Consider the following 21,098-nt stretch of genomic DNA (forward strand, 5'->3'; position numbering starts at 1 on the left):
GAAATGTTTAGGTAATAAACTTTAAGTTAGGAGGGAAAGAAAAAACAGCATGGATGAAAAGGATAGAAAGATCATATCGATTCTCCAGAGAAATGGAAAGGCAACGCTCTCCGAGATAGCTGAAGAGATCGGCATGTCGGCTATGGGCGTTAAAAAAAGACTTGATAAGCTTGAAAAAGGAGAAATAAAGTTAACTGCATTGCTAAATGTTGAAAAGCTCAAAATTATAACCGCTATAATTGCGATGGAGGTCGAGAGTGCTGAGGCACTGGAAAAGCTCTTGAAGCGATTTGAAAACTGTCCGAGGATAATAAAGTTCTTTGTCACCACGGGCAGCTACAACCTCTTTGCTTTAATTTTCGCTGAAGACTATCATTCGTTGGAAAGTGTCAGTCTTGAAAGGTGCTCTTTGAGATCCCAGCCCGGAATCAGGAGATTCGAGATATATCCAATCCAAGAAATATACTATGATAGCTATCTCGATATTAGGGTTGTAGCGGATAAGAGTGAGGAGATTGCACCTTGCGGAGTCTTTTGTGGAGACTGCAAGAGATATGAAGCAGGGAAATGCCTTGGGTGTCCTGCGACAAAATTTTACAGAGGCAGATTATAATCAATTCTTAGTTTAAATTTTAAACAGAAACTCTTAAATATCTTTATAATTTAAACCAAAACTATGGAGTATCTGATTGAGAATCTACTAGTTGCTGGTTTGAAAGCTCTTGAAGAATACGTTGCACTCCATGTTCTAACTTGCTTAGTTCCAGCATTCCTAATAGCTGGGGCATTAATGTCGATGATGAATAAAGCTGTGCTTGTCAGTTATCTTGGGGCTGCAACTTCAAAGCTCAGATCGTTTCCTCTCGCAGTAATCTCTTCCTTCTTCCTTGCCGTCTGCTCGTGCACGGTAATTCCAATAGCATCAGGAATCTATAAAAGAACGAATGCAACTGCTCCAGCAATGATGATCCTCTGGGTAGCTCCCGCGACCAACATACTTGCAGTTACATATACCGGAGCAATTCTCGGAGTTGAGCTGGCTCTTGCAAGGATAATTGCAGCTATTTCAACTGCTTTCATTGTGGGAATCGTCCTATACTATTTTTTTGACAGGAATCTGGAAATTGAAGCTTTACCAACAAACCCCGGAAGGCTTATTGAAAGAAAAGCCTTTATCTTGTTCGTACTGTTAATCGCAACTCTGCTTTTGCCAAACTATCTTGGCTTGGGAAAGCCATACATTTTCAAGGTTGAAGTTTTTGGCGTTTTAATTCTGGCAACTATGCTTTATGCTGTAAAAAGCTTTTCAATGGAGGAGCTAAAGTACTGGATGCTTGAAACATGGTTCTTTGTGAAAGTAATCATTCCCCTATTGTTGCTGGGTGTTTTCATCGTTGGAGTGATTGGAGAAATACTGAAAAACACGGATGTAATTTACGTGTGGCTTGGTGGCGAAGGTTTGAGGCAGAGCTTTCTCGCAACGATAATCGGTGCTTTGAGTTATTTCGCAACAATGACAGAGGCACCATTTGTTGAAATGCTTATGAGGCTTGGTATGGGAAGTGGAGCAGCTTTAGCTTTGCTTTTAGCCGGGCCAGGGTTAAGTTTACCAAACATGCTTGCCATTGGCAGGTTGTTTGGAGTTAGAAGAGCTGTGATTTATGTTCTAACAATAATTGTACTTTCAACGCTCGCTGGATATGTGTATGGAATCTGGGAGGTGATGGCATGAAAATTAAGGTTTTAGGGCCGGGATGCCCGAGATGTAAGGCGACTTATGAGGTTGTGAAAAAGGTGGTCGAAAAGGAAAGGACAGATGCGGATATAGAATATGTCACAGACATGAGTGAGGCTACGAAGTTTGGAGTACTGGTAACACCGGCAGTATGGGTAGATGGAGAGATTGTTATCCAGGGCAAGATACCGAGTGAGAGCGAGATACTAAAGTTCATTAAGAAGTAATAAAAATCAAATTTATTTTTATTTTCTATTTTCTAGAAATAAGATAGAACCAAGCTTTTTAGCATCTTTTCTGTTTGCAATTAACACTCGCATGTTCATTACCTCAACTCCGTACCTGCCATATTGATCCATATATTTTAAAGCGAGTGCGATTTGATGTCAATTATTGACTACCCTCACAAGAGATTAAAAGTAAAAGTGCAGTGAGACATCGTATAGAATCTCAATAACAATTTCTACAACCGCGTTGGCAAACTTACTTATATCGACATACTTGGTCAGAAAAATTCACTTCTCTTGATTTTTCATTGAAATACCGATCTCTTCCATCACCTTTACGCCAATGGATCAACTTCCTCAGCTGGCTTTGTGCCAGCACTTTGAGCTATCGTTTTCTTAATCAAAGCATTGAACCAAACTTCAGCCATCTACGATCTGCAAGAACCCTCAGTACAAACGAACAAGACATTCATAGGTCTCTTTCTTTCGAATCCTCAATAAAATTAACTGAGCTCTCATCAAGGTCTAAATTTTTATCTTTCAATTCCAACAAAGTGTAAACAAATACTAGCAGAAATAGAGGATAAAAACAAGAAAATAATCCAAAAAAAATAGAAAAATTTAAAAACAGATGAGTCTAGTTGCTTTTCATGATTCCAAGTCATATTAGCTGAGAAAATAAACAGTGGAGAGCAGAAGAGAAATTTAGAATTGTAGCAATAGAATTTGCCAAAGCTGTCTCAGAAAAAGCAAGAGGTTTATTCAGAAGAAAAGAAAAGTATGGTGATTACTTAATCGATTATGATATTGTTTTATACTGTTGAAACTATTAGGTTCTTCTTTGGCTATCCTCCGATTCTCTTTTACTCAAATCTTAGAGTAGACAAAGAGTTAAAAGACATTTTAAACTTAAAAGTTCTCAAAACATTCTCAAGCTACGAAGATTTCAGGAAAAGACTCCATACTAAAAGTTAGAATCAACAATACAATAATAGAGGAATGTTTAAGGAAAAGTGGATGAAATCTACAGACTGGATACAACAGTAGCAACGGTAGATTTAAACAGACTAAGACACGGAAAGAAGACAAAAGATTTTCGATGCAGAGTTCTGCTACGATTCTGTTAGAGGTGTTGAGGTAAGATACATTGTCTGCACTCTGCTCTATCTGACCAATTTCTCGGTTGTCGATATTAAAATTTATCCGAAGAACAAGAAGAAGGAGATTTGGGAAGAAAGGGTAATATCGAATTTGGGAACTGAAAGTGGCAAGATAGAGGTTGTTATAGCAGATGCTAGTTTTTTCGCCTACGACAACGTTTTGTTACCTTTAAACTACAGAATAATTCCAGTAATCTAGGTGAAAAGAAACGTAGATAGAGTAGAGCTAAAGAAGATGGTTGAAAGAACTCTACCAAACGTTAGATGGTTCGACAGCAGATACAACAAGATTTTGTCAACTCTTATTGAAGATTTTAATTATGTTATAAAAAAGACTGCAGAGGGAAGTGATAGATACGAGGAGTTTGCTGAAATAAGGTCGCCTCGGATAGATTCGCTTTGCGGAAAGTATCTCTCCTCGCTCTCCTCTCTGCTACCCCGCCAGCGCCGATCGTCCGGAGTTGACCTGATCCCTTCCGGGCTTGATGTTTCAACTAAGGAGAATATTGTAAAAGTTTATGGAGTCAATGTGGAAATTTTCGAAAGAAAATCAGGTATGTGTTTTCAGCTGTTACTTAAGTCACTAGATGTTCGAAAACAGCAATGATATCGCATCAAGCTCTTCCGAAGTGCTCCATGCCCGCATTGGTCAACTAGCCATTGCTTTTATAGGACATGCACTTCTAATTTCGTGATTATGCCTATTGCCATAATTTTTATGTTATCTTTGCTACAACCTAATCTGGAATCTCGTCGATTACAACCTCTTTAGCACCATGAAGCCCTTGGACTGTTCGATACCAAGTTCTTGTAGGGTGTGCTTTGTAGAATACCAACTCCTGTATTTAAGAACCACAAACCCTCAATACATCTATTTCCGTCCTATCTTCATCTGAAAGAGGTCTAATGAATTTTATCTCCCTTTCCATATGCAATCGCCTCTCCCTTGGCGACTATATCATTTCCCCGCATCACTTTAAGCTCGCAGAAAACTATTCTCTTACCACCATGAACTACCCTTGCCTCCGCTGTAAGTTCATCACCCTCGTAAGCTGGTTTGTAAAAGTCTATTTTAATTGAAATTGCCGCTCTCCTGATGTTATCTGAATTCGCTGCAATTGCAAAGGCGAAGTCTGCAAGACTCATTAAGTAAGAGCCGTGAGCTGTCCCGTGGAAGTTGAGATAACCTTCTTTAACAACACCTCTAACTTTTGCATATCCCTCGGAAATTTCTAGGATCTCCACTCCTAGGAACTCTCTGAACTTGTCTTTGCTAAGCTCATCAAAGAGATTCATGTCTTGTTTATAAGCTCAGAGCTATTTAAGCGATGCCATATATCTGGGCAACCAGGTTGGGAAATTCTAAAAGTTATTTTGACTATCTATGTACAAGCTGCATACGAATACTTTTTTGTGTATATCAAGTCCAATACAGACCATCAGTATTTTTCAGATTAGAGCTCTTACATTGTTGAAGAATTGAAGAAGAGAGAAAAACTGAGAAAGCTTTTGAATTTATCTTATATTCCAGATATAAAAGAAGTTTACGATTTCGTGGCAAAATTAGAAGAAGAGTCATTCAGAAAGGCTATAGAGCAGATGATCAGCTCTTTGTTCGGTAAAATTGGTAGAGGATGCTTTAAGATCGTAGTGGATACTTCAAGAATAGACTTGGATTTGAACAAGCAGAAAAACAGGAAATCAAACGAAGATCTCAAGAAAGACTATAAATGGGGACACGATGGCAACAAGTTCTTTATTGGTTTCAAACTCGCTTTTGCAGTGGATCACAGAACAAAAAGACCTCTGCTGTTTTTGATCTATCCAGCAAATACTCACGACAGCCATATCTTTGAGGATGTGCTTGAACAATTGCTTTAAAGGAGTACAAGGTGGTTCCTGTTATCTGGTTGAAGGAAAACATGAGTTTGAACATGTTATTAAGCATGACCTCAACCCCCTCTGACTTATTTCATCGAAAATAAAATTAAAGAAATAATTTTCTTCAAAAAAGCTTATAAAGATACTTGTTGACTGTTTGAAGAGATATGATTTAAAATCTGAAAGATCGGAAGTAGAAGACCTGCTCAAGTGGAAATGTGGGCTTTTTATGGACAAAATACAGGTTTGCAAGGACTTCTGTTGCAAATTCGTCTATTCTACTTCTCATTGCAATCCTCATTCGATTGGGATTTAGGGAAAGAAGGTATTACAGAGGCTGGCTGAGTGGTGAGTTTGCAGACACATATTGGAAGTGTTTATCCTTACACTCTTGCTATGACATTGAAATTGATGTCAGATTACATAAAAAGATTTAAAGATGTTACCAAAAGTTCGATTTTGGGACAAAATTGCCCCATAACCCTCACCGCAAATAAAATCATAAAAAATAAGTAGTTTGTGTGTCAACTTGAGCTAAACATAATAGTATTTGGTGAGATCATGAATGGCAAAGTAGTCGCAGCGATCATAGCAATAATTTTGCTTCTTGCATTCATACTACCGCTTTTCGTTGAGGATATTTTCAAAGAAGAAAAAGTGTACAGGCGTGAATATCTAGAAATAAAAAACATCGATGTCAAAGCAGAGAAAATCAATGATAGCCATGCTGAGATGAAGTTTCTCATCTCACTTTATCGCTCAGAGAGTGTGAAGAACGCATCACTGGTTGTGGGTGTGTATGATATGAAAACCAGCATCCTGCTCAAAAGGATATGGGCGAAAATTCCGGAGAAAGGCGAGGAAGGTCTTTCAGAGGTGAACGTGACGATTGCATTAGAGAAGGATAGAAGCTACAACATCAGGTTTGAGTTGAGGAAGGATAATAAATTGCTGGCTGTGAGGGGTATGTCTTTAAGCGGGCTTGAAACACTTGTGCCGAAAAGCAAGGAGCTTAAGATGACGTTAAAAGACGTTGATTTTGAGGTTGCTGGAGTTGACAACAGAATGGCGATAATCAAGGCAAGATTCTACATTGAAACTCTCGAGAATTACGATGATGTAACGTTTCACATAAAGGCAATTCAGCACGAGTCGAATGTTCTTGCCAATGAAAGCTGGATTGAGATGCAGAAAGTTAGTAAGGGTAAAACGCTGCTTGTTGAGACAGTATTCAGCGTTCCAAAGGACTACAACTACATCGTCAAGCTCGAGGTGTGGAGAAATGGAACAATGCTTAAAACATGGAGTAAGGGACTCAACCTTGCACCAACGAGGGCGGTGCCGGAGGATGTGAAGGAAGAGAAAGTGAAATTTGAGATTACTGAGTTTATAAAGCCGACTCCACATCCAACACCTATGCCAACGCCAACACCTATGGAGGAAAGATATCCAGTGCCTGCAGCGCCAGATAAAGCAATGCCAGGATTTGAAGTTGTATCTGCAATTCTTGCAGGAGGTGTCATTTTATGGATGGTGAGAAGAAGATAACTGGATTCAACATTGAAGACGTGCTGAGGAGGGTATTCATAGCATTCGTGGTATTAATGCTGATGATTGCGGTATGGGGGTTATACAGCTCCATTAACGATCTAATACAAATCTGGGTCGATTACAAGTATGCCCCACTTTATAGAACGCTACTGAATCTGGGAGTACTGGTGATAACTATATATGTTTTGAATTTGCTTGTAAGAAGAGAAAGACTGTGGAAGAAAGCATGATTTGATTTTTATTTTTCTTCCTATGAGTGCTTAAATGAGGAGTCCTGGGGGTTTCGGTTTCATTCTTGCCATTCTCGGTGCTTTTTTATATATGATTTTTACACTTCTATGCATCCCGTCTCGCTATCTCTAAGAACATGGTGGCAGAATGGTTGTTAAAAGACATGCTTGAGATTATGCACGAAGAACACCTTGCAAGCAGAGTTATGTAAGGCTGAAGCATGCTTGAAGCACCACCTGAAAGATGACAGAAAAAGCGGGGATTGTTAAATAATAGATGTTCTGCGCGTTTCACTGAGCCATTTTTTCCCACTATCCAGAAAAAGGTTTTCTCTAAAACTCTTGGAATTGGTGAAAAAATTATTCTTGCAGATAAATCAATAACTACTCCAAAAAGAAAAGTTATATTTCATCCCAGAGCGTGTCGTTTTATAAGAACCTCAATTTTATCCAGTACAGCCTTCTCCAGATCAACATCAAACAGATCGGCCAGTTTTACTAACTGCAGAAATACATCGGCAAATTCGTCTTCCAGCTCTTTTTTCTCAGCTCGTTTATTCCTAAGTTTTTCTGAATTGATCGCTCTTGCTAATTCTCCAAGCTCCTCAATCAGTTGAGAAAGCGTAAGCTGGGCATCTCGGTTTAAATTCAGTTTTTTATCGATTTTATTGACCGTCTCTATGGCAAGTTTCTGGAATTCTTCCATCTCCATAAATTAGGTTACGCTGGCACCTTTATAATTTTGATGATGGGACTAACACATCCCCTCACCAATTCAACAGACTTTAAAAATCCTCAAGGTAGATACTTTCCAGATCTGCAACCAGTATATGAAGCTTATCAAAGATCAAAAGAAAAGGCATTTTGCTTGGAGGCGGAACAATATGGAACATATTCTGAATCAACAAGGAAAAAGCGGAGATCATCAAAAGAAGCCAGCAAAATAGTTGATTTGCACATCAGAATTTCAAGAGAGAACCATTTATTTCTAAAAGAGCATTTCAGAAATCGCTTCGAGACTATCGATAAACTTCCGGACTATTTGGAGACTGACATAGAAATCCAGATTTTTAAAATTGGAAATGTCCAGTGGGCTCGCCCGGATTCGAACCGGGGACCTTCGCCTCGTCAAGGCGACGTCATAACCGCTAGACTACGAGCCCTTGGGACAAACTTAACACAATCAGTTTATGAAATTTTTGGTTATTACTTCTTAAAACCTCTATTATCTCTGTTAGGGTCTCCTTTTAATCAACCTTTTTTAAACAAATCCAACACCTAACAACCCCGGTTCATAATCCAGGAACTCCCAGAAAAGCGCCTGAAAAACCACAATCTTTCGGTTTTAAGCCAAGTCTATATACAGAACTACAGGAGAGATCAAATATACAAGAACATCATAACCATTGGAATCCCATCCCTGTAGTAAATACATATCCTTGAATCCGTATGCTTTGCAGCAGCGGAAATGCCATCTGAGATAGCAGATTTAATCTTGATATTACAGACAAAGCTTTTTATTTTACAAACAACAAAACTACCTCCTCAAAATCAATGCGACAATGGAAAAGGATAACAATCCTGCAAAAAATATTACACCCATATCCACCATATCATATAAGGAAAGCCACTTATATGCAAGCATTACTGCAGAAAATACCGCTAATACTGCAAGCCCCAAATCCTTTGCTGCCATATATTACTATAAACAACTGAATAATATAATCTTTCTGTTCAGTTTGTATCGATAACCGGAGTTGACAGCTCCCTGAACAGTCCTTCGATGAACTTGAAGAGCTTTTGAACTTCTTTCTCTTTTACTCGTGTTACATCCTCAAAAAAGTCTAAAGCACATAGAATCTTTCCGTCCATATAAACCAGGATGGGGGTGCTGACACTACGAGTCCATTTCAAAAACCTCTCCGCAGAAGCAGAACTGCTTGAGAAGGCCAGAGTAATAAAAATTGGATCCAAGGATAGAATTTCATTTGGTGAGCTTTTACAAGTTCATAGACCTCGATGTAATGTTCACAGGAAGTTTGTTGAAGTTGTAAAATGGGATGACTATGAAGGTTGAGAGACGTGAAGAGGAAATTACACGACTGGCGTTGACCAGAGCATAGTTATGGATGTCTGATTGGGATTTGCAAGGTTTAGGGTTGGAGAAGATGGTTTGAGTTTTAAATAGATCCAGCTAAAAATTAGGATTATATCAAGGTTTTCATGCACCAAACAATGTCAAAATGTCAATGTCCAGCAAAAAACAAAGGCAACATAAAAAATTCTCAAGGTTTTTTCTGTTTTTGAGGTTCAACTTCTTGCAGTCCGAATATCTGGTTTATTATGTTTAGTATCTTTTCACCCTTTGGTGTTAGAGTATAGAGTTCATCGCCCTTCTCGACCAACTCAAATTGCATTAAGGATTTTAAATGCCTGTCTAAAATTCCCGGATTCAGTCTAGTTTCAAACATGAGCTGAGAAAACCTCATTGGATATCTATCAAGAGCAAACAAAATTGTACTGACGCCGCTCCTTGAAACGACTTTCAATATTTTTTCCACATCCTTCGTTCCACCTTCGTTCGATGCGATGAGTGTTTTTTGAGATGGTAGCTTCATCATGCACATCACCCCATGCTAATTATAATAACCACAATTATGCAATCGATTATTGTGCCGTAGCTCTATTTATGCCTTTTCATAGGATTTGATAATTAGATAAGTGAATTTTCAATATTGAAATAGTTATTTCTAAATTTTAAAATATAAAAATATTTGATGCTTAAGTTATAACTTCAATCCTTATTGTCTATTGCTGTGCCCGATTGCACTTTCAGTATCAAATTACATTTTTGAAATTACATACTAATAATTTTAATTTGAAATTACATAGTAATAATTCTAACTTAGAAAAAAACTATCATAAATATAGAGAAAAAAACTTATATATTTTGTCATCCATTGTTTTAGTGCATAATGGTGGGAGTGGAGAATATGTGGGAAAAAATAAGAATGGATGAGAAAGGATTTACAGGACTTGAAGCAGCCATCGTCCTGATAGCTTTCGTAGTGGTTGCAGCAGTCTTCAGCTATGTAATGCTTGGAGCAGGATTCTTCACGACTCAGAAGAGTCAGGAAGTTGTGCATACTGGTGTGCAGCAGGCAAGTAGCTCGATAGAGCTTGCTGGAGATGTTGTCGTGAAAGGAGATGACACTATTGCAAACGCAGTAGATACGATAACTTTCTACGTAACTGTCACTGCAGGAAGTACACCGGTTGACCTGGACAAAACAATAATATCGTACAAGGATGACGATGAGTTTTTCTCCAAAATACCCTGGGCATATGCGAGTATAGTGAGAGAGCCAAATGAGTTTCCTGCAGATAACTTAGTCGAGAAGAACGAGTTGTATAAGATAACAGTGTATTTAGATAAAAAAGTTACAGCCGTAACTGGAGAGTCGGTGACTATCACGACGGGCTCAGGATCATTAACGAACTTTCCTGTAATCCCGGGTACATTGAGTCTTAAGGATGCCAGTAACAACTATTACATGGATGATGGAAATGGGAACATAGTACAGAGTGATGGCACGGATGTGGGTGACATCGACTACAGTACTGGTGCAATTACCACCACTCTTGCAGACGGAACTTACACTGCAAATTACAGGTATACTGAACCAGGTACTGCAGGTACAGATTATCCAAGTAGCCTCCCACAAACAAACGAAAAGATTCAGCTGGAGCTGAAGCCACCCACTGGTGCTACATTGGTAATCGTTAGAACATTACCCGCAGAACTCTCGACAAATGACTACTATGTAGTGTACTGAGGGGGGTGAAACTCGATGAGGAGACATTTTAATAAAAAATTCTTTAAGGACAAAAAAGGATTTACAGGACTTGAAGCAGCCATCGTCCTGATAGCTTTCGTAGTGGTTGCAGCAGTCTTCAGCTATGTAATGCTTGGAGCAGGATTCTTCACGACTCAGAAGAGTCAGGAAGTTGTGCATACTGGTGTGCAGCAGGCAAGTAGCTCGATAGAGCTTACTGGGGATGTAATAGCTACAAAAGATTCTTCTGATGCCGACACTGATGGTACTAGTGATGAGATAAATGAAGTGAAATTATTCATACAGCTCGCTTCGGGAGGAACACCAGTCGATGTGGATAAAATGGTTATAGCCCTAACAACAGCAGATGCTCACAAGGTTCTTACAAAAGGAAGTTCGGCAACTGCAACAACATTTGCTTATACTGACCTTAACGGAGACGGTGACAATTTACTGGAGAAGTACGAAAAGTTTGAGATAGTGATAGACGTTAATTCTGCACTCGGAACTGATGATGACTTAACGGTTAACGAAAAGTTCCAAATAGAGATCAAGCCACCCCAAGGTGCCTCATTAACAGTGGTTAGAACAGTTCCACCATACATAGATCAGGTAATGGTGCTGCACTAATACTGTACTAACTTTGAGAATTTTAATTTTCATTTTTTATCCAAGGAGGTTAAACCAATGGTAGAAGGTAAAATAGACCAAATAATTGCAGATACCGGAACAGACACTCCAGAAAGCAGAATAGCTAAGCTTGAAGAAGAAGTTAACATGCTCAAGGGATCGATCAAAAAGCTGCTCATAGATCTAAGAGAGATTATGAACAACCTCGAAAATCCATTCCAGATTTTGCAAAAACTTACAGACCCCCTTAGCAGCGTTCAAACTGTTCAGGGTGTTCCTACGCCAATAATCGAAGAAGACGGAGAAAAAAAGAGAGGAAAAGAGGAGAAAAAGGGAGAAGAGGATGTTTCAGGAGAAATGTCGAAGCTACTAAATGTAGAAGAAAGGATTCCAAAAGTTGATGAAGAAAAAGTTGATGAAGATATGCCAAAAGACTTCAGAATTAAAGCTAAACAAATCGATCCGATCTCACTCCACAGGTTGGTAGAATGGACGAATGAAATGGTCATGAGGTATGGCGAAGAAACACTAATAAAGCTTGTTGAGGTATTTCAAATGGTTGGGTACATCTCTCCTGAGGTTAAAGAAGTTGTGGTGATGCTGTCAAGTTTGGTCAGGGATGGAGATATAAGTGATGCCGTTATAGATCTGTACAAATTATATATTATACTAAATCCTGAAGATACTTCTCTCGATTCTAAGGTTTTGAAGCTGATGCTGGATAAGAGAGTCTGACTGAAGGAGTTATGCCATATGGCGAGGGAGGTAATAACTACATCACTGCTGGTAATTGCAAGCATAATAGCTACTATCGCTTTGATTAATGCTGTATTTCCCTCTCTGGCTCAAATGGCCAGCTCCTTCACCTCCCTCGCAAACAATCTCAACGAAAGGGTTGAGACGAACGTGGATATTATATTCGTAATTGCTAGCAGCTCCACAGACACGGTGAACATCTGGATCAAAAACATAGGCAGCAATAAAATTCCTAATACTCTCATCGAAAAAAGTGATCTATTTATATATTCCTCATCTATGTATCTACACGTTCCATATAATGATTCCTCACCTCCAACATGGACATACTCCTTTGAAAATGGAGATGGTGATGATTACTGGGAGAATGGAGAAACGATTAACATCACTGTTCAGCTCAGCTCTCTGCCAGCTGGGGAGTACACTGCTAATTTCATTCTTTACAACGGTGTTTCAACCAAAGATACTTTCTCCGTTTAGGTGATGGACATGGGATTTGAAGTCCTCATTGCAACGGCAATATCACTCGCTTTACTCATGTTAATCGTATATTCCTTTGCAATCGGAGCGAGTATGTTTATAGAAGTTGCCCATTCGAGCCGTGAAGACTTGCACAAAAGAGCAGTTGATCGAATACAAACAAGGATTGAAATAAAAAGTGTAGAATGGAACAGTTTGACCAGAGATATCAATGTGAGTGTCTTTAACTCCGGAAGCACAAAAATAGACAATTTCGGCTTGATGGATGTTATAGTTGTTTACAACGAAGCAAAATACCTCAGATATGAAACAGATTGGAAAGCAACCATTGAAAACGAAACAATTAATCCGGGTATTCTTGACCCCGGAGAGACCTTGGCCATGCTTATCTATGGACCTTTTGAACAGGGTACAGTAGTTTGGATGAAAATTTGCACACCTAATGGCGTTTGTGCAGCTTCAAGGTATGTGATAGGTGGTTGAGATGATCGCTGAAATTGAAAAAGAAAGAAAAAGCATACTTTCAAGCGGGAATTCGGAGATAGATAAAAAGCTTGGAGGTGGGATTCCCATAGGTTCTTTAACTTTAATAGAGGGTGAAAATGACACAGGAAAGAGTGTTTTAAGCCAGCAGTTTACGTATGGTGGCCTGCATCAGGGACACAGTGTTGCCTATTATACAACTGAGAACACGATAAAGAGCCTTTTAAAGCAGATGGAATCATTAAGCTTAGATGTTTCAGAGTTCTATGCATGGGGATATCTAAGAGTTTTTCCAATACACTTCGAGGGCGTTGAGTGGACGCATGATCAGATGAAAAGAATACTAAGCCTGGTTGCCAATCACATTAAAACTGCACGGGAGAATGTGGTAATAATTGATTCTTTGACGATGTTTACCACATACTCTACTGAAGACGATATTCTTGAGTTTTTAACGAGGTTGAAGAATTTTTGCGATAAAGGAAAGACAATTCTGATTACTCTGCACCAGCATGCATTCAAGGAAGACACACTTGTCAGAATAAGGTCTGCATGCGATTGTCACCTCTTCCTCAGAAAAGAACAGGTTGGAGATCGATACGTTAACGTTATTGAAGTTGCTAAGGTTAGAGGAGCAAGAAAAACGACAGGAAATATAGTAAGCTTTCAAGTACGCCCAGGATTTGGCTTGAAAATAATGCCTCTCTCAGAAGCTCGGGCATAGGTGGTGCTATGTTACAGATGCTTAGTGCACTGACTGTGGATTATAGCATCATCATCGGATCGGTTGTGGCAGTTTTGGTTATCAGCATCACAGCACTCTATGATGTAAAGAGGGAGAAAGCAAAATCAGAGGGCAATGAGCCGAAAAAAGGAATTCTACAATTTATAGTTGATTTTAAAGGAAGAAAAAAGAGGAAAGAAGAAAAACTAAAAGAGATCGATGAGAAACTGAGAGAGGTTACGGGTGTTGAGAAAGAGTTGGAGAGGAGTGAAGAGGTATCGGCTGAAAAGAATCTGATTGATAAGATGCACAGTGGAGCGTTAGTGGGGAAGAACATCGAGGAGAATATCACTTTTGGGATACAAAACTCTGGGATACAAAACATAGACTTTGATGATCTGACCGAGCTCGAACCAACTAGTGAGGTCAATGAGGCGTTGCCTGAAGAATTCAACACGGGGATGGAAGAGGACATAGGAGAAAATGATGTAAAAGGGAAAGATAGTCTGATTGAGTCCTTGCAAAAAGAGCTTTCAATAAAAAGGGAGGAAAAGCTTAATTTGATGCGAGATTTGGAAGGGCAAAAGCTTGATACAGCCGAACTTGAGTCCGAGTTAAAAGAGATTTTGAGTAGAATAAAACATTATGAAAAATATCTAGGCTAAACCATAAACACCATCAACAAGTTTTTTTTAGTAATCATTATTATTGTAATATGGAGGGATAGAGATGCTACTGAGAAAACCTAAAACTAATGATCGTTCAGCAAAACTAAATGGGATCGCTGCAAACTTTCCTTTTGATCCCAGTAACTATGAGAGCCACAATCACATAGATCTAAAAAGATGTGGAATCTACAGATTGCTGCCAAATGAAATGAAAAGAGAAGTCGCAAAGAATCTCCACCTGCTTGAATATCTGCACGTGCTTCCAATTGATAAAGTGGGGATACCTAGATACTATCCCGAGCTCGATAAGAAACTTGAAAATTTGGAAAATCCCAATTTAATCTATCCTGCAGACGATCAGATTTACATCCATATATACCCAGATAAAAACGATGTGAGAAACTACTACATCCCGATCGAACCAACACTATTAACGGGCATTGATGAACTTCTAAAAGAAGTTGAGATCAGACTTGTCGATTATCTGGCTGAGATTGAGTTTGATCCCTCTGAGCCGGAGGAAAAGGAAAGGATTCTTAAGGAGGCTCTAAGAAAGATATGTGCTGTAACAGATGAAAAGAAATTGAGTAAATTTATGAGAGATGAATCTGGAATGCTTAAATTCTTAAGAAGTAACAGCAATATGGGCAATCGTGTTTATGTGACATATCAGCAATTTAAGGCTTTGGAGTATGCGTTAATAAGAGATAAGGTTGGTTTGGGCATTTTAGAGCCCTATATAAAGGATAAGTACATTGAAGATATAACATGCAATGGATTGGGACCAATCTTCGTAGAACACAAGATTTTTAAGGGATTAAAAAGTGTAATGGAGTTCAGAGATGAAGAAACGCTAAATAGATTTGCTATAAAGCTTGCTGAGAGAATTGGGAAACCTATAACCTACAAAGATCCAATCGTAGATGCTGTTTTGCCCGACGGTTCGAGAATTAATATAGTTTACGGGAATGATATAAGTAAAAATGGGACGAACTTCACCATAAGAAAGTTCAGTGAAACTCCTCTCAGCATTCTACAAATAATAGAGAATGGAACGATGGATTACATGATCGCTGGCTATTTATGGCTGCTCATTTCTGAAGGTATGAGTGGTTTCATCTGTGGAGAGACTGCAAGCGGAAAAACAACGACATTGAATGCGATAACAACCTTCATTTCTCCCGATGCAAAGATAGTATCGATTGAGGATACGCCTGAATTGCAGGTACCACATAAAAACTGGACTAGGGAAGTTACAAGGGGTAGCACCAGAGGGGGTAAGATCGGTGAAGGGAGCGGTTCAGATGTAACGATGTTCGACCTGCTTAAAGCTGCTCTTAGGCAGAGACCAAACTACATAATAGTTGGTGAAATTAGGGGTATTGAAGGTAACATAGCATTCCAAGCCATGCAGACCGGACATCCCGTCATGTCAACATTTCATGCTGCAACCGTGGAAAAGCTAATACAGAGGCTTACAGGTGAACCGATAAACGTCCCTAAAACCTACATTGACAACCTAAACTTTGTAATCATACAAAGCATCGTCAAAAGACCAGATGGAAAACTTGTAAGGAGAGTTTTGAGTGTTAACGAAATCGTGGGTTACAACCCGCAGAAAGGAGGAGTTTCGTTTGTAGAAGCTTTCTCCTGGGATCCGGTCACAGACACCTTTGTGTTTAGTGGTCACGGCAGTTCATATCTACTGGAGCAGAAGATAGCCACAAGACTTGGCATTCCGATGAACAAAAGAAGGATAATTTACGAAGAAGTTGAGAGAAGAGCAAGGATTCTGCAGAGGTTGCACGAAGAAGGTATAACGGGCTTCTATGAACTTTTCAACACAATCTCCAAGATTCAGAAGAGTGGATTGCTTAAGATCAAGTGGACATGACGGAAGCGGCATCTGGATTTAAGCTCGGAAGGTTAAAGTTATTTGGTAACATAATTGAAAGACTAAAGTCTTTAAGAGAAGAGATGTATATAGACAACGACTTGCTCTTCATTCTCACGTACATGGCTTCTATATCTACTGCCCAGATAAACAGAGACAAGATATTCGAGAAAACATCCGAGAAAGTTGAATATGCCCCAAGCAAGTACTTCAAAAAAATAAAGGATTTAGCCCAGAACTGGCATTACGATTATGCAACAGCATGTGAATTAATAGCTCGAAAAGTTAAGCATGAAAGGTTAAAAAATTTGCTTAATAGGTTTTCAAATGCCATTTCCGCCGGTGAGCCCGACAGAGATTTTCTTGAGCATGAGTGGAAGGCGTTCAAAACAATCAGAAAGGATGAATTCGAAAGGAGTCTTGAATCGTTAAAGAAGTGGGCTGATGCTTATACGGCCCTACTCGTCTCTTCATCTCTTATTTCGGTAATTATTCTACTTTCCGTTGTTATATACAAAGCTGGCGATCCAGCTCAAACACTCTATTTTTCAGTTTTTGGCATCTTCCTCATCTCTTTATTTGGCGTTGGAATGCTCTACAGATCCGTGCCCAAAGATGTAAAAACCCATAATCTGGAAGTAAAATCCAGAGAGCAATACCTGATTAAAAAATGGTCACCAATCTGCTTAGTACTGGCAGCATTATCTTTTACAGCCATATCAGTTATACCAACAATGCTAAACATTTCTGTTTTTAGAGACTACACAGGACTCGGTTTCGTGATTGCAGGTGCTATGATTCTACCCCTGGGAATGCTTGGAAAGATTGACGATAGAAAAGTTAGTGATAGAGACGAGAAATTCGCAGTATTCATAAGGAATTTGGGGTCAATAGTAAGCGGAGCAGGTGTATCAGTTGTGGAGGCACTCAGCAGAATAGATCAGAAAAATCTTGGAGAGCTCAAAGATCCAGTTAATATACTATACAAACGACTAGCCATGGGTTTGGATCCCAAAATTTGTTGGGATAGATTTATTGGAGAGTGTGGGAGCTACATCATACATAAACTCACAAGCATTTTTGTTGATGCTGTGAATTTGGGCGGAGATGCTGACATAGTTAGTGAGATCGTTAGCTCATCAAACCTCGAAATGGTCTTATTGAGGATGAAAAGAGATCTGATATCCTCAGGTTTTTTGGGGTTGATAATACCTTTACATGCAGCGATGGCATCTCTTGTGATATTCATAACCGAGATTCTAACAATTTTCACACAATTTATTGATTATCTCTTTAAAACTTTCTTTGCCAAGATGGGAGGCTCTACTACAAATGTTGTCCAAAACATCTCCATAGGTTTGAACTTGGGTATTTTCGAGGGGTTGCCGGTTGAATTACTACACCAATATACTTTTTTAATAATACTTGCAATAACAATTTCAAACACCCTAGCATCAAAGATAGTTAAAGGTGGGAACAATTATCTGCTGTATTACTATGGTAGCATCCTTCTCATAATCTCCGGTATCGTGATGTTGGTTGTACCACCCATAGTTAACGCCGCATTTTCGCTTCCATCGTTTATGGAGGTGGGAGGTAAATGATTAAAATTATTTAAAGTTATGTGCCTTAGCAAGCTTGTTGTTTGCTGGATGCATTGATATAACCCATACAGATCAATCCATCGAAATGGCCGAAAAATCGTCTCTAATTTTACAGAAATGCCAAATATAAATATTAAAAAAATATCTGGGGAATAATTCAAAGTCTGAGATTTCATCTCAAAGTTGGAGAGGTTGCAAAAACATCCACCAAAGGCAAATTTTACCGATTCATTGGATTCTCTTGATACCTTACAAAAAACTACTTTGACCTATTTTATGGGGAAAGCTCCAGAGGGTATAAATTTCTTGGTTGTAGAAGTGAAAATAAAAAACATCGGAGAGGAAAAATATATCCTACTGCCCACAGTTGTCGACTCTGAAGGAAACATCTACAGCTACAGTTTTTACACCCATTCTCTGACAGATTATTTGAAGCTTGTTGAACTACATAAAGGAGAAAAAAATTCGTGGATGTATTTGAAGTTCCTGTAGATGCGACGGGATTGAAAATAGTCTATGACTTTGGGGTAGTCACGGATTTCTGGCAGATTTTTTCATTTTTTAAGTCGAAATTGGCTGTTTGGGATTTAGGAAAGGGAGGTAGTGGATATAGAGATAGAGGACTTTATGTATCTTGACCAAATGTGAATCCTTTTGAACAGATCGTAAAAGCCAGTGATTAGTGGCAGTCTTGCTGTCAAAGCGGTATCTGACTTAACGAATACAGTGTATCCCGAAATTAACCAAATTATAAGAATTAGGGTGGGGTGGAAAGATCGCTTATAGCGGGGCGTGGATTTGAACCACGGATCTGCGGGTTATGAGCCCGCCGGGATTACCTGGCTACCCCACCCCGCTTCAAAAATTAGTATGCCTTACGATATTTAAGTTTTTGGTAATTGTCCTGATTATTTCCTGATTATTCCATGATGGCAATATTAACTCCCGGTTGCATTAAATTCAACTAATTCCGTAAAAAATAGCAAGATGTTAAACAAAAAACAATAAACATAATAAACATAAAATAAAAAATAACAATTTAGTTAGGCATCACTGAGATATGAACCTTAATCTTTTATACTCTCGGTTCAACTTTGGTCTGTGTCAAAACTCAGGGTAAAGGACTACATGACAAGGAGCGTAGTAACACTGAGCCCGGAAAATACTGTTGAGGATGCGATCAATCTGATCGAAAAAACCGGACATGATGGATTTCCGGTTGTAGATTCTGAAAAAAAGGTCATAGGCTACATCTCCTCAATAGACTTACTGAAAAAAGATCCTTCGTCCAAGATCAAGGACATCATGGCCAGGCAGCTGTATGTTGCAAGGGAGTTCATGGATCTGAGGGATGCTGCAAGGGTTATGTTCAGAACCGGGCATTCAAAACTGCCAGTTGTCGATGAGGATGGTAAGCTCGTTGGCATAATCTCAAATTCAGATGTCATAAGGAGCCAGATTGAAAGGGTCGATCCGTCCAAGGTTGAAAAGTTCAAGAAAACGATAGAGAAAGTGCACAATGTTGAGGTTGAACTCAAGAGGGGAAACGTTGAGGTCGACAGATTGATCCCAACCCAGACCAAGGTTTTTGCCGATGAGCTTAAAGGCAGGGTTTATGAGATTCGAAGAGGTCTTGCGGAGCCGATTCTTGTCGTGAAAAAAGGTAAGAGGTACTACCTGATAGATGGGCATCACAGGGCTGTTGCCGCTAAAAGGATGGGTTTGAAGCATCTTGAGGCATATATTCTGGAGGTACCGGACACTGTAGAGCTTGGAGTTGAAAAGCTGATCAGAAAAAGAGGTGTGAAATCGCTCGCAGATGTTGAGGTTATTGAGAACACACACCATCCCCTGGTGGAGATAACATTCAAGAATACGGATTAGGTGAGATTATGGAAAAAGAGTGTGTCATCTGGCCTGTAAATTTAGATAAGAGAAAGTCGAGAAAAGAAGGCAGAAAGATCCCGAGAAGACTTTCAGTTCCAAATGTCAAGCTCAACGAACTCGTTTCAGCATGCAAAGAGCTGGAGATAAAGTACAGGGTTGAAGAGGAAAAAAAATACCCCAGATGCTGGTGGGAGTCTGGTGGGAGAATTTTCGTTGAAAAGAGGGCAAAGAAAACCCACATTATGATCGAGATAGCGAAAAAGATACTTGAGCTTAGAGAGAAAAGCGAGGCAGACAGGAAGAAGAAAAAGAAAAGGAAGAAGCGATGAGATACGGTTTTCTCCTCTTAGGAGAGCATGAAGAATTCGGAAAGCTGGAAATTCTGAACCTCCTGAACTCATACTCCCATGCTAGAATTGTTGATGAAGATGACAGAATACTCATCATGGAAAGTGAGCCTCCTGACAGAACATTTTTTGACAGGCTTGCGATGGTTCGCGAGTCCTTTATCCACATAGATACTGTGGATATAGACTACCTCGAAAGAAGGTTTAAAGATCTGAATTTTGAAGGTAAGCGTGTCTGTGTCAGGGTCAAAAAGCTCAATAAAAGCCTGGCAATATCCACGGTTGAACTGGAAAGGAAGCTTGGAGCGATACTGTACAGAAACGGAGCCATAATAGATCTGAAAGATTCCGATATCACGATCAAGGTTTACATAACGGACAGATGTCACATCGGCATCCTGAACCATGTAACCAACACAGCCCAGTTCTTTGAGAGGAGACCCGATAAGAAGCCATTCTTCAAACCTGGAGCGCTTCTGCCAAGACTTGCAAGGGCTCTGGTTAACTTTACCGGCATAACAGATGACACACTGCTCGATCCAATGTGTGGAACCGGAACGATACTGATCGAAGCAGGTTTGATGGGAATAGATTTCGTGGGAATCGAGGCTTTCAAAAAAGTCTTGTACGGATGTGCTGAGAACCTCATTTACTACAATTTGCCAGTGAACCTGATCAGAGGAGATGCCAGAAACATCAGTCTGAGAGATGATACAGTTTCTGCAATTGTTACAGATTATCCATACCTAAGATCGTCCAAGAGCTTTGGAGAGTTATCCGAGCTGTATGAGAGATCCTTTGAGGAGATATCGAGAGTACTTAAAAAGGGTAAGAGGCTGGTTATCGTTTCGAACATCGATGTTGAAGAGAGGTACTCGATAGAGAACTACTTTAAGATCGAAAGAAAGCTTTTCCAGAGAGTTCACAAAAATCTTTACAGGAGAATATACATTCTCCAGAATCGTTAGATTTACAACAAAACAACCTTGAAATATCCGTGATGTT

General features: G+C 39.3%; 27 protein-coding genes and 2 tRNA genes. 22 read left to right on the forward strand and 7 right to left on the reverse strand.

The window, feature by feature from the left end:
- The first annotated feature begins 49 nt into the window (after positions 1-49).
- From ASULF_RS04120 to ASULF_RS04135, 4 genes are all read left to right on the forward strand, one after another.
- Positions 50-613, forward strand: coding sequence for an Lrp/AsnC family transcriptional regulator (locus ASULF_RS04120; protein WP_015590436.1), 564 nt, complete (start codon positions 50-52; stop codon positions 611-613).
- Between the two features lie 63 nt (positions 614-676).
- Positions 677-1,732, forward strand: a complete 1,056-nt coding sequence (locus tag ASULF_RS04125) for a permease (RefSeq protein ID WP_015590437.1) — start codon at positions 677-679, stop codon at positions 1,730-1,732.
- On the forward strand, positions 1,729-1,962 hold the full coding sequence (locus tag ASULF_RS04130) for an MTH895/ArsE family thioredoxin-like protein (RefSeq protein WP_015590438.1): 234 nt from the start codon (positions 1,729-1,731) through the stop codon (positions 1,960-1,962). The genes ASULF_RS04125 and ASULF_RS04130 overlap by 4 nt, the downstream gene beginning before the upstream one ends.
- A 1,359-nt stretch (positions 1,963-3,321) precedes the next feature.
- Positions 3,322-3,729 (forward strand): hypothetical protein, encoded by a 408-nt coding sequence (locus ASULF_RS04135; protein ID WP_015590440.1) that lies wholly within the window; start codon positions 3,322-3,324, stop codon positions 3,727-3,729.
- A 296-nt stretch (positions 3,730-4,025) separates the two neighbouring features.
- On the opposite strand, the gene ASULF_RS04140 is transcribed toward ASULF_RS04135, so the two are convergent.
- A complete protein-coding gene (locus ASULF_RS04140) occupies positions 4,026-4,418 on the reverse strand; it encodes a PaaI family thioesterase (protein ID WP_015590441.1) in 393 nt (130 codons plus the stop codon).
- Positions 4,419-4,601: 183 nt separating this feature from the next.
- Between ASULF_RS04140 and ASULF_RS04145 the strand changes: the two genes are divergently transcribed.
- The 3 genes from ASULF_RS04145 (at position 4,602) to ASULF_RS04155 (ending at position 6,784) form a co-directional block, all read left to right on the forward strand.
- The gene (locus tag ASULF_RS04145; RefSeq protein WP_015590442.1) at positions 4,602-5,003 is read left to right on the forward strand and encodes a transposase; all 402 of its coding nucleotides are present in this window, start codon (positions 4,602-4,604) and stop codon (positions 5,001-5,003) included.
- Between the two features lie 561 nt (positions 5,004-5,564).
- Complete coding sequence (locus ASULF_RS04150; RefSeq protein WP_015590443.1) at positions 5,565-6,551, forward strand: DUF7490 domain-containing protein; 987 nt, start codon at positions 5,565-5,567, stop codon at positions 6,549-6,551.
- On the forward strand, positions 6,530-6,784 hold the full coding sequence (locus ASULF_RS04155; protein WP_015590444.1) for a hypothetical protein: 255 nt from the start codon (positions 6,530-6,532) through the stop codon (positions 6,782-6,784). The genes ASULF_RS04150 and ASULF_RS04155 overlap by 22 nt, the downstream gene beginning before the upstream one ends.
- 409 nt (positions 6,785-7,193) lie before the next feature.
- On the opposite strand, the gene ASULF_RS04160 is transcribed toward ASULF_RS04155, so the two are convergent.
- The 4 genes from ASULF_RS04160 to ASULF_RS11890 form a co-directional block, all read right to left on the reverse strand.
- On the reverse strand, positions 7,194-7,496 hold the full coding sequence (locus ASULF_RS04160) for a MazG nucleotide pyrophosphohydrolase domain-containing protein (protein ID WP_015590445.1): 303 nt from the start codon (positions 7,494-7,496) through the stop codon (positions 7,194-7,196).
- 378 nt (positions 7,497-7,874) lie between these two features.
- Positions 7,875-7,947: transfer RNA gene (locus tag ASULF_RS04165), tRNA-Val, on the reverse strand.
- A gap of 374 nt (positions 7,948-8,321) precedes the next feature.
- A complete protein-coding gene (locus tag ASULF_RS11885) occupies positions 8,322-8,480 on the reverse strand; it encodes a hypothetical protein (RefSeq protein WP_015590446.1) in 159 nt (52 codons plus the stop codon).
- Positions 8,481-8,518: 38 nt separating this feature from the next.
- Positions 8,519-8,656, reverse strand: a complete 138-nt coding sequence (locus ASULF_RS11890; protein WP_169336384.1) for a hypothetical protein — start codon at positions 8,654-8,656, stop codon at positions 8,519-8,521.
- A gap of 10 nt (positions 8,657-8,666) precedes the next feature.
- On the opposite strand from ASULF_RS11890, the gene ASULF_RS04170 reads away from it, so the two are divergent.
- On the forward strand, positions 8,667-8,861 hold the full coding sequence (locus ASULF_RS04170) for a hypothetical protein (RefSeq protein ID WP_015590447.1): 195 nt from the start codon (positions 8,667-8,669) through the stop codon (positions 8,859-8,861).
- Between the two features lie 208 nt (positions 8,862-9,069).
- Here ASULF_RS04170 and ASULF_RS04175 read toward each other — a convergent pair whose 3' ends face one another.
- Entirely contained in the window at positions 9,070-9,405 is a 336-nt protein-coding gene (locus ASULF_RS04175; protein ID WP_015590448.1) for a winged helix-turn-helix domain-containing protein, read from the reverse strand.
- A gap of 354 nt (positions 9,406-9,759) precedes the next feature.
- Here ASULF_RS04175 and ASULF_RS12120 point away from each other — a divergent pair, with 354 nt between their 5' ends.
- The 11 genes from ASULF_RS12120 to ASULF_RS11895 all read left to right on the forward strand — a co-directional run bounded on the left by ASULF_RS12120 (position 9,760) and on the right by ASULF_RS11895 (position 18,497).
- Entirely contained in the window at positions 9,760-10,620 is an 861-nt protein-coding gene (locus ASULF_RS12120) for an archaellin/type IV pilin N-terminal domain-containing protein (protein ID WP_015590449.1), read from the forward strand.
- Between the two features lie 15 nt (positions 10,621-10,635).
- The gene (locus ASULF_RS04185; protein ID WP_015590450.1) at positions 10,636-11,250 is read left to right on the forward strand and encodes an archaellin/type IV pilin N-terminal domain-containing protein; all 615 of its coding nucleotides are present in this window, start codon (positions 10,636-10,638) and stop codon (positions 11,248-11,250) included.
- A gap of 57 nt (positions 11,251-11,307) precedes the next feature.
- Positions 11,308-11,985, forward strand: a complete 678-nt coding sequence (locus tag ASULF_RS04190) for a hypothetical protein (RefSeq protein WP_015590451.1) — start codon at positions 11,308-11,310, stop codon at positions 11,983-11,985.
- An 18-nt stretch (positions 11,986-12,003) separates the two neighbouring features.
- Positions 12,004-12,486 (forward strand): hypothetical protein, encoded by a 483-nt coding sequence (locus ASULF_RS04195; RefSeq protein WP_015590452.1) that lies wholly within the window; start codon positions 12,004-12,006, stop codon positions 12,484-12,486.
- A gap of 9 nt (positions 12,487-12,495) precedes the next feature.
- A complete protein-coding gene (locus ASULF_RS04200; protein WP_015590453.1) occupies positions 12,496-12,969 on the forward strand; it encodes a phage tail protein in 474 nt (157 codons plus the stop codon).
- A 1-nt stretch (position 12,970) separates the two neighbouring features.
- Positions 12,971-13,693, forward strand: coding sequence for an ATPase domain-containing protein (locus ASULF_RS04205; RefSeq protein ID WP_015590454.1), 723 nt, complete (start codon positions 12,971-12,973; stop codon positions 13,691-13,693).
- Between the two features lie 8 nt (positions 13,694-13,701).
- Positions 13,702-14,358, forward strand: a complete 657-nt coding sequence (locus ASULF_RS04210; RefSeq protein ID WP_015590455.1) for a hypothetical protein — start codon at positions 13,702-13,704, stop codon at positions 14,356-14,358.
- A 64-nt stretch (positions 14,359-14,422) separates the two neighbouring features.
- A complete protein-coding gene (locus ASULF_RS04215) occupies positions 14,423-16,255 on the forward strand; it encodes a type II/IV secretion system ATPase subunit (RefSeq protein ID WP_015590456.1) in 1,833 nt (610 codons plus the stop codon).
- A complete protein-coding gene (gene flaJ / locus ASULF_RS04220) occupies positions 16,252-17,859 on the forward strand; it encodes an archaellar assembly protein FlaJ (RefSeq protein WP_015590457.1) in 1,608 nt (535 codons plus the stop codon). Before ASULF_RS04215 ends, flaJ begins: the two co-directional genes overlap by 4 nt.
- A 183-nt stretch (positions 17,860-18,042) precedes the next feature.
- Positions 18,043-18,351 carry a DUF4352 domain-containing protein gene (locus ASULF_RS04225; protein ID WP_144060474.1) on the forward strand — a complete coding sequence of 103 codons (309 nt, stop codon included), beginning with the start codon at positions 18,043-18,045 and terminating at the stop codon, positions 18,349-18,351.
- Entirely contained in the window at positions 18,327-18,497 is a 171-nt protein-coding gene (locus ASULF_RS11895) for a hypothetical protein (protein ID WP_169336385.1), read from the forward strand. The genes ASULF_RS04225 and ASULF_RS11895 overlap by 25 nt, the downstream gene beginning before the upstream one ends.
- A 145-nt stretch (positions 18,498-18,642) precedes the next feature.
- On the opposite strand, the gene ASULF_RS04230 is transcribed toward ASULF_RS11895, so the two are convergent.
- Positions 18,643-18,717: transfer RNA gene (locus ASULF_RS04230), tRNA-Met, on the reverse strand.
- Between the two features lie 243 nt (positions 18,718-18,960).
- Here ASULF_RS04230 and ASULF_RS04235 point away from each other — a divergent pair.
- From ASULF_RS04235 to ASULF_RS04245, 3 genes are read left to right on the forward strand one after another with little or no spacing between them, the layout of a single operon-like run.
- On the forward strand, positions 18,961-19,743 hold the full coding sequence (locus tag ASULF_RS04235; protein WP_015590459.1) for a CBS domain-containing ParB/RepB/Spo0J family partition protein: 783 nt from the start codon (positions 18,961-18,963) through the stop codon (positions 19,741-19,743).
- Between the two features lie 8 nt (positions 19,744-19,751).
- A complete protein-coding gene (locus tag ASULF_RS04240; protein WP_015590460.1) occupies positions 19,752-20,075 on the forward strand; it encodes a signal recognition particle subunit SRP19/SEC65 family protein in 324 nt (107 codons plus the stop codon).
- Complete coding sequence (locus ASULF_RS04245; RefSeq protein WP_015590461.1) at positions 20,072-21,061, forward strand: methyltransferase domain-containing protein; 990 nt, start codon at positions 20,072-20,074, stop codon at positions 21,059-21,061. The genes ASULF_RS04240 and ASULF_RS04245 overlap by 4 nt, the downstream gene beginning before the upstream one ends.
- The last annotated feature ends 37 nt before the right edge of the window (positions 21,062-21,098 follow it).

The organism is Archaeoglobus sulfaticallidus PM70-1 (genome assembly GCF_000385565.1).
GTDB classification, from domain to species: Archaea; Halobacteriota; Archaeoglobi; order Archaeoglobales; family Archaeoglobaceae; genus Archaeoglobus_A; species Archaeoglobus_A sulfaticallidus.

What these genes read in the sequence shown, in the direction of transcription:
- ASULF_RS04120 (WP_015590436.1), top strand. Translation starts at nt 50, where the DNA reads ATGGATGAAAAGGATAGAAAGATCATATCGATTCTCCAGAGAAATGGA.
- ASULF_RS04125 (WP_015590437.1), top strand. Translation starts at nt 677, where the DNA reads ATGGAGTATCTGATTGAGAATCTACTAGTTGCTGGTTTGAAAGCTCTT.
- ASULF_RS04130 (WP_015590438.1), top strand. Translation starts at nt 1,729, where the DNA reads ATGAAAATTAAGGTTTTAGGGCCGGGATGCCCGAGATGTAAGGCGACT.
- ASULF_RS04140 (WP_015590441.1), bottom strand. Translation starts at nt 4,418, where the DNA reads ATGAATCTCTTTGATGAGCTTAGCAAAGACAAGTTCAGAGAGTTCCTA.
- ASULF_RS04150 (WP_015590443.1), top strand. Translation starts at nt 5,565, where the DNA reads ATGAATGGCAAAGTAGTCGCAGCGATCATAGCAATAATTTTGCTTCTT.
- ASULF_RS04155 (WP_015590444.1), top strand. Translation starts at nt 6,530, where the DNA reads ATGGATGGTGAGAAGAAGATAACTGGATTCAACATTGAAGACGTGCTG.
- ASULF_RS04160 (WP_015590445.1), bottom strand. Translation starts at nt 7,496, where the DNA reads ATGGAGATGGAAGAATTCCAGAAACTTGCCATAGAGACGGTCAATAAA.
- ASULF_RS11885 (WP_015590446.1), bottom strand. Translation starts at nt 8,480, where the DNA reads ATGGCAGCAAAGGATTTGGGGCTTGCAGTATTAGCGGTATTTTCTGCA.
- ASULF_RS11890 (WP_169336384.1), bottom strand. Translation starts at nt 8,656, where the DNA reads ATGGACGGAAAGATTCTATGTGCTTTAGACTTTTTTGAGGATGTAACA.
- ASULF_RS04170 (WP_015590447.1), top strand. Translation starts at nt 8,667, where the DNA reads ATGGGGGTGCTGACACTACGAGTCCATTTCAAAAACCTCTCCGCAGAA.
- ASULF_RS04175 (WP_015590448.1), bottom strand. Translation starts at nt 9,405, where the DNA reads ATGATGAAGCTACCATCTCAAAAAACACTCATCGCATCGAACGAAGGT.
- ASULF_RS12120 (WP_015590449.1), top strand. Translation starts at nt 9,760, where the DNA reads ATGGTGGGAGTGGAGAATATGTGGGAAAAAATAAGAATGGATGAGAAA.
- ASULF_RS04185 (WP_015590450.1), top strand. Translation starts at nt 10,636, where the DNA reads ATGAGGAGACATTTTAATAAAAAATTCTTTAAGGACAAAAAAGGATTT.
- ASULF_RS04190 (WP_015590451.1), top strand. Translation starts at nt 11,308, where the DNA reads ATGGTAGAAGGTAAAATAGACCAAATAATTGCAGATACCGGAACAGAC.
- ASULF_RS04195 (WP_015590452.1), top strand. Translation starts at nt 12,004, where the DNA reads ATGGCGAGGGAGGTAATAACTACATCACTGCTGGTAATTGCAAGCATA.
- ASULF_RS04200 (WP_015590453.1), top strand. Translation starts at nt 12,496, where the DNA reads ATGGGATTTGAAGTCCTCATTGCAACGGCAATATCACTCGCTTTACTC.
- ASULF_RS04205 (WP_015590454.1), top strand. Translation starts at nt 12,971, where the DNA reads ATGATCGCTGAAATTGAAAAAGAAAGAAAAAGCATACTTTCAAGCGGG.
- ASULF_RS04210 (WP_015590455.1), top strand. Translation starts at nt 13,702, where the DNA reads ATGTTACAGATGCTTAGTGCACTGACTGTGGATTATAGCATCATCATC.
- ASULF_RS04215 (WP_015590456.1), top strand. Translation starts at nt 14,423, where the DNA reads ATGCTACTGAGAAAACCTAAAACTAATGATCGTTCAGCAAAACTAAAT.
- flaJ (WP_015590457.1), top strand. Translation starts at nt 16,252, where the DNA reads ATGACGGAAGCGGCATCTGGATTTAAGCTCGGAAGGTTAAAGTTATTT.
- ASULF_RS04240 (WP_015590460.1), top strand. Translation starts at nt 19,752, where the DNA reads ATGGAAAAAGAGTGTGTCATCTGGCCTGTAAATTTAGATAAGAGAAAG.
- ASULF_RS04245 (WP_015590461.1), top strand. Translation starts at nt 20,072, where the DNA reads ATGAGATACGGTTTTCTCCTCTTAGGAGAGCATGAAGAATTCGGAAAG.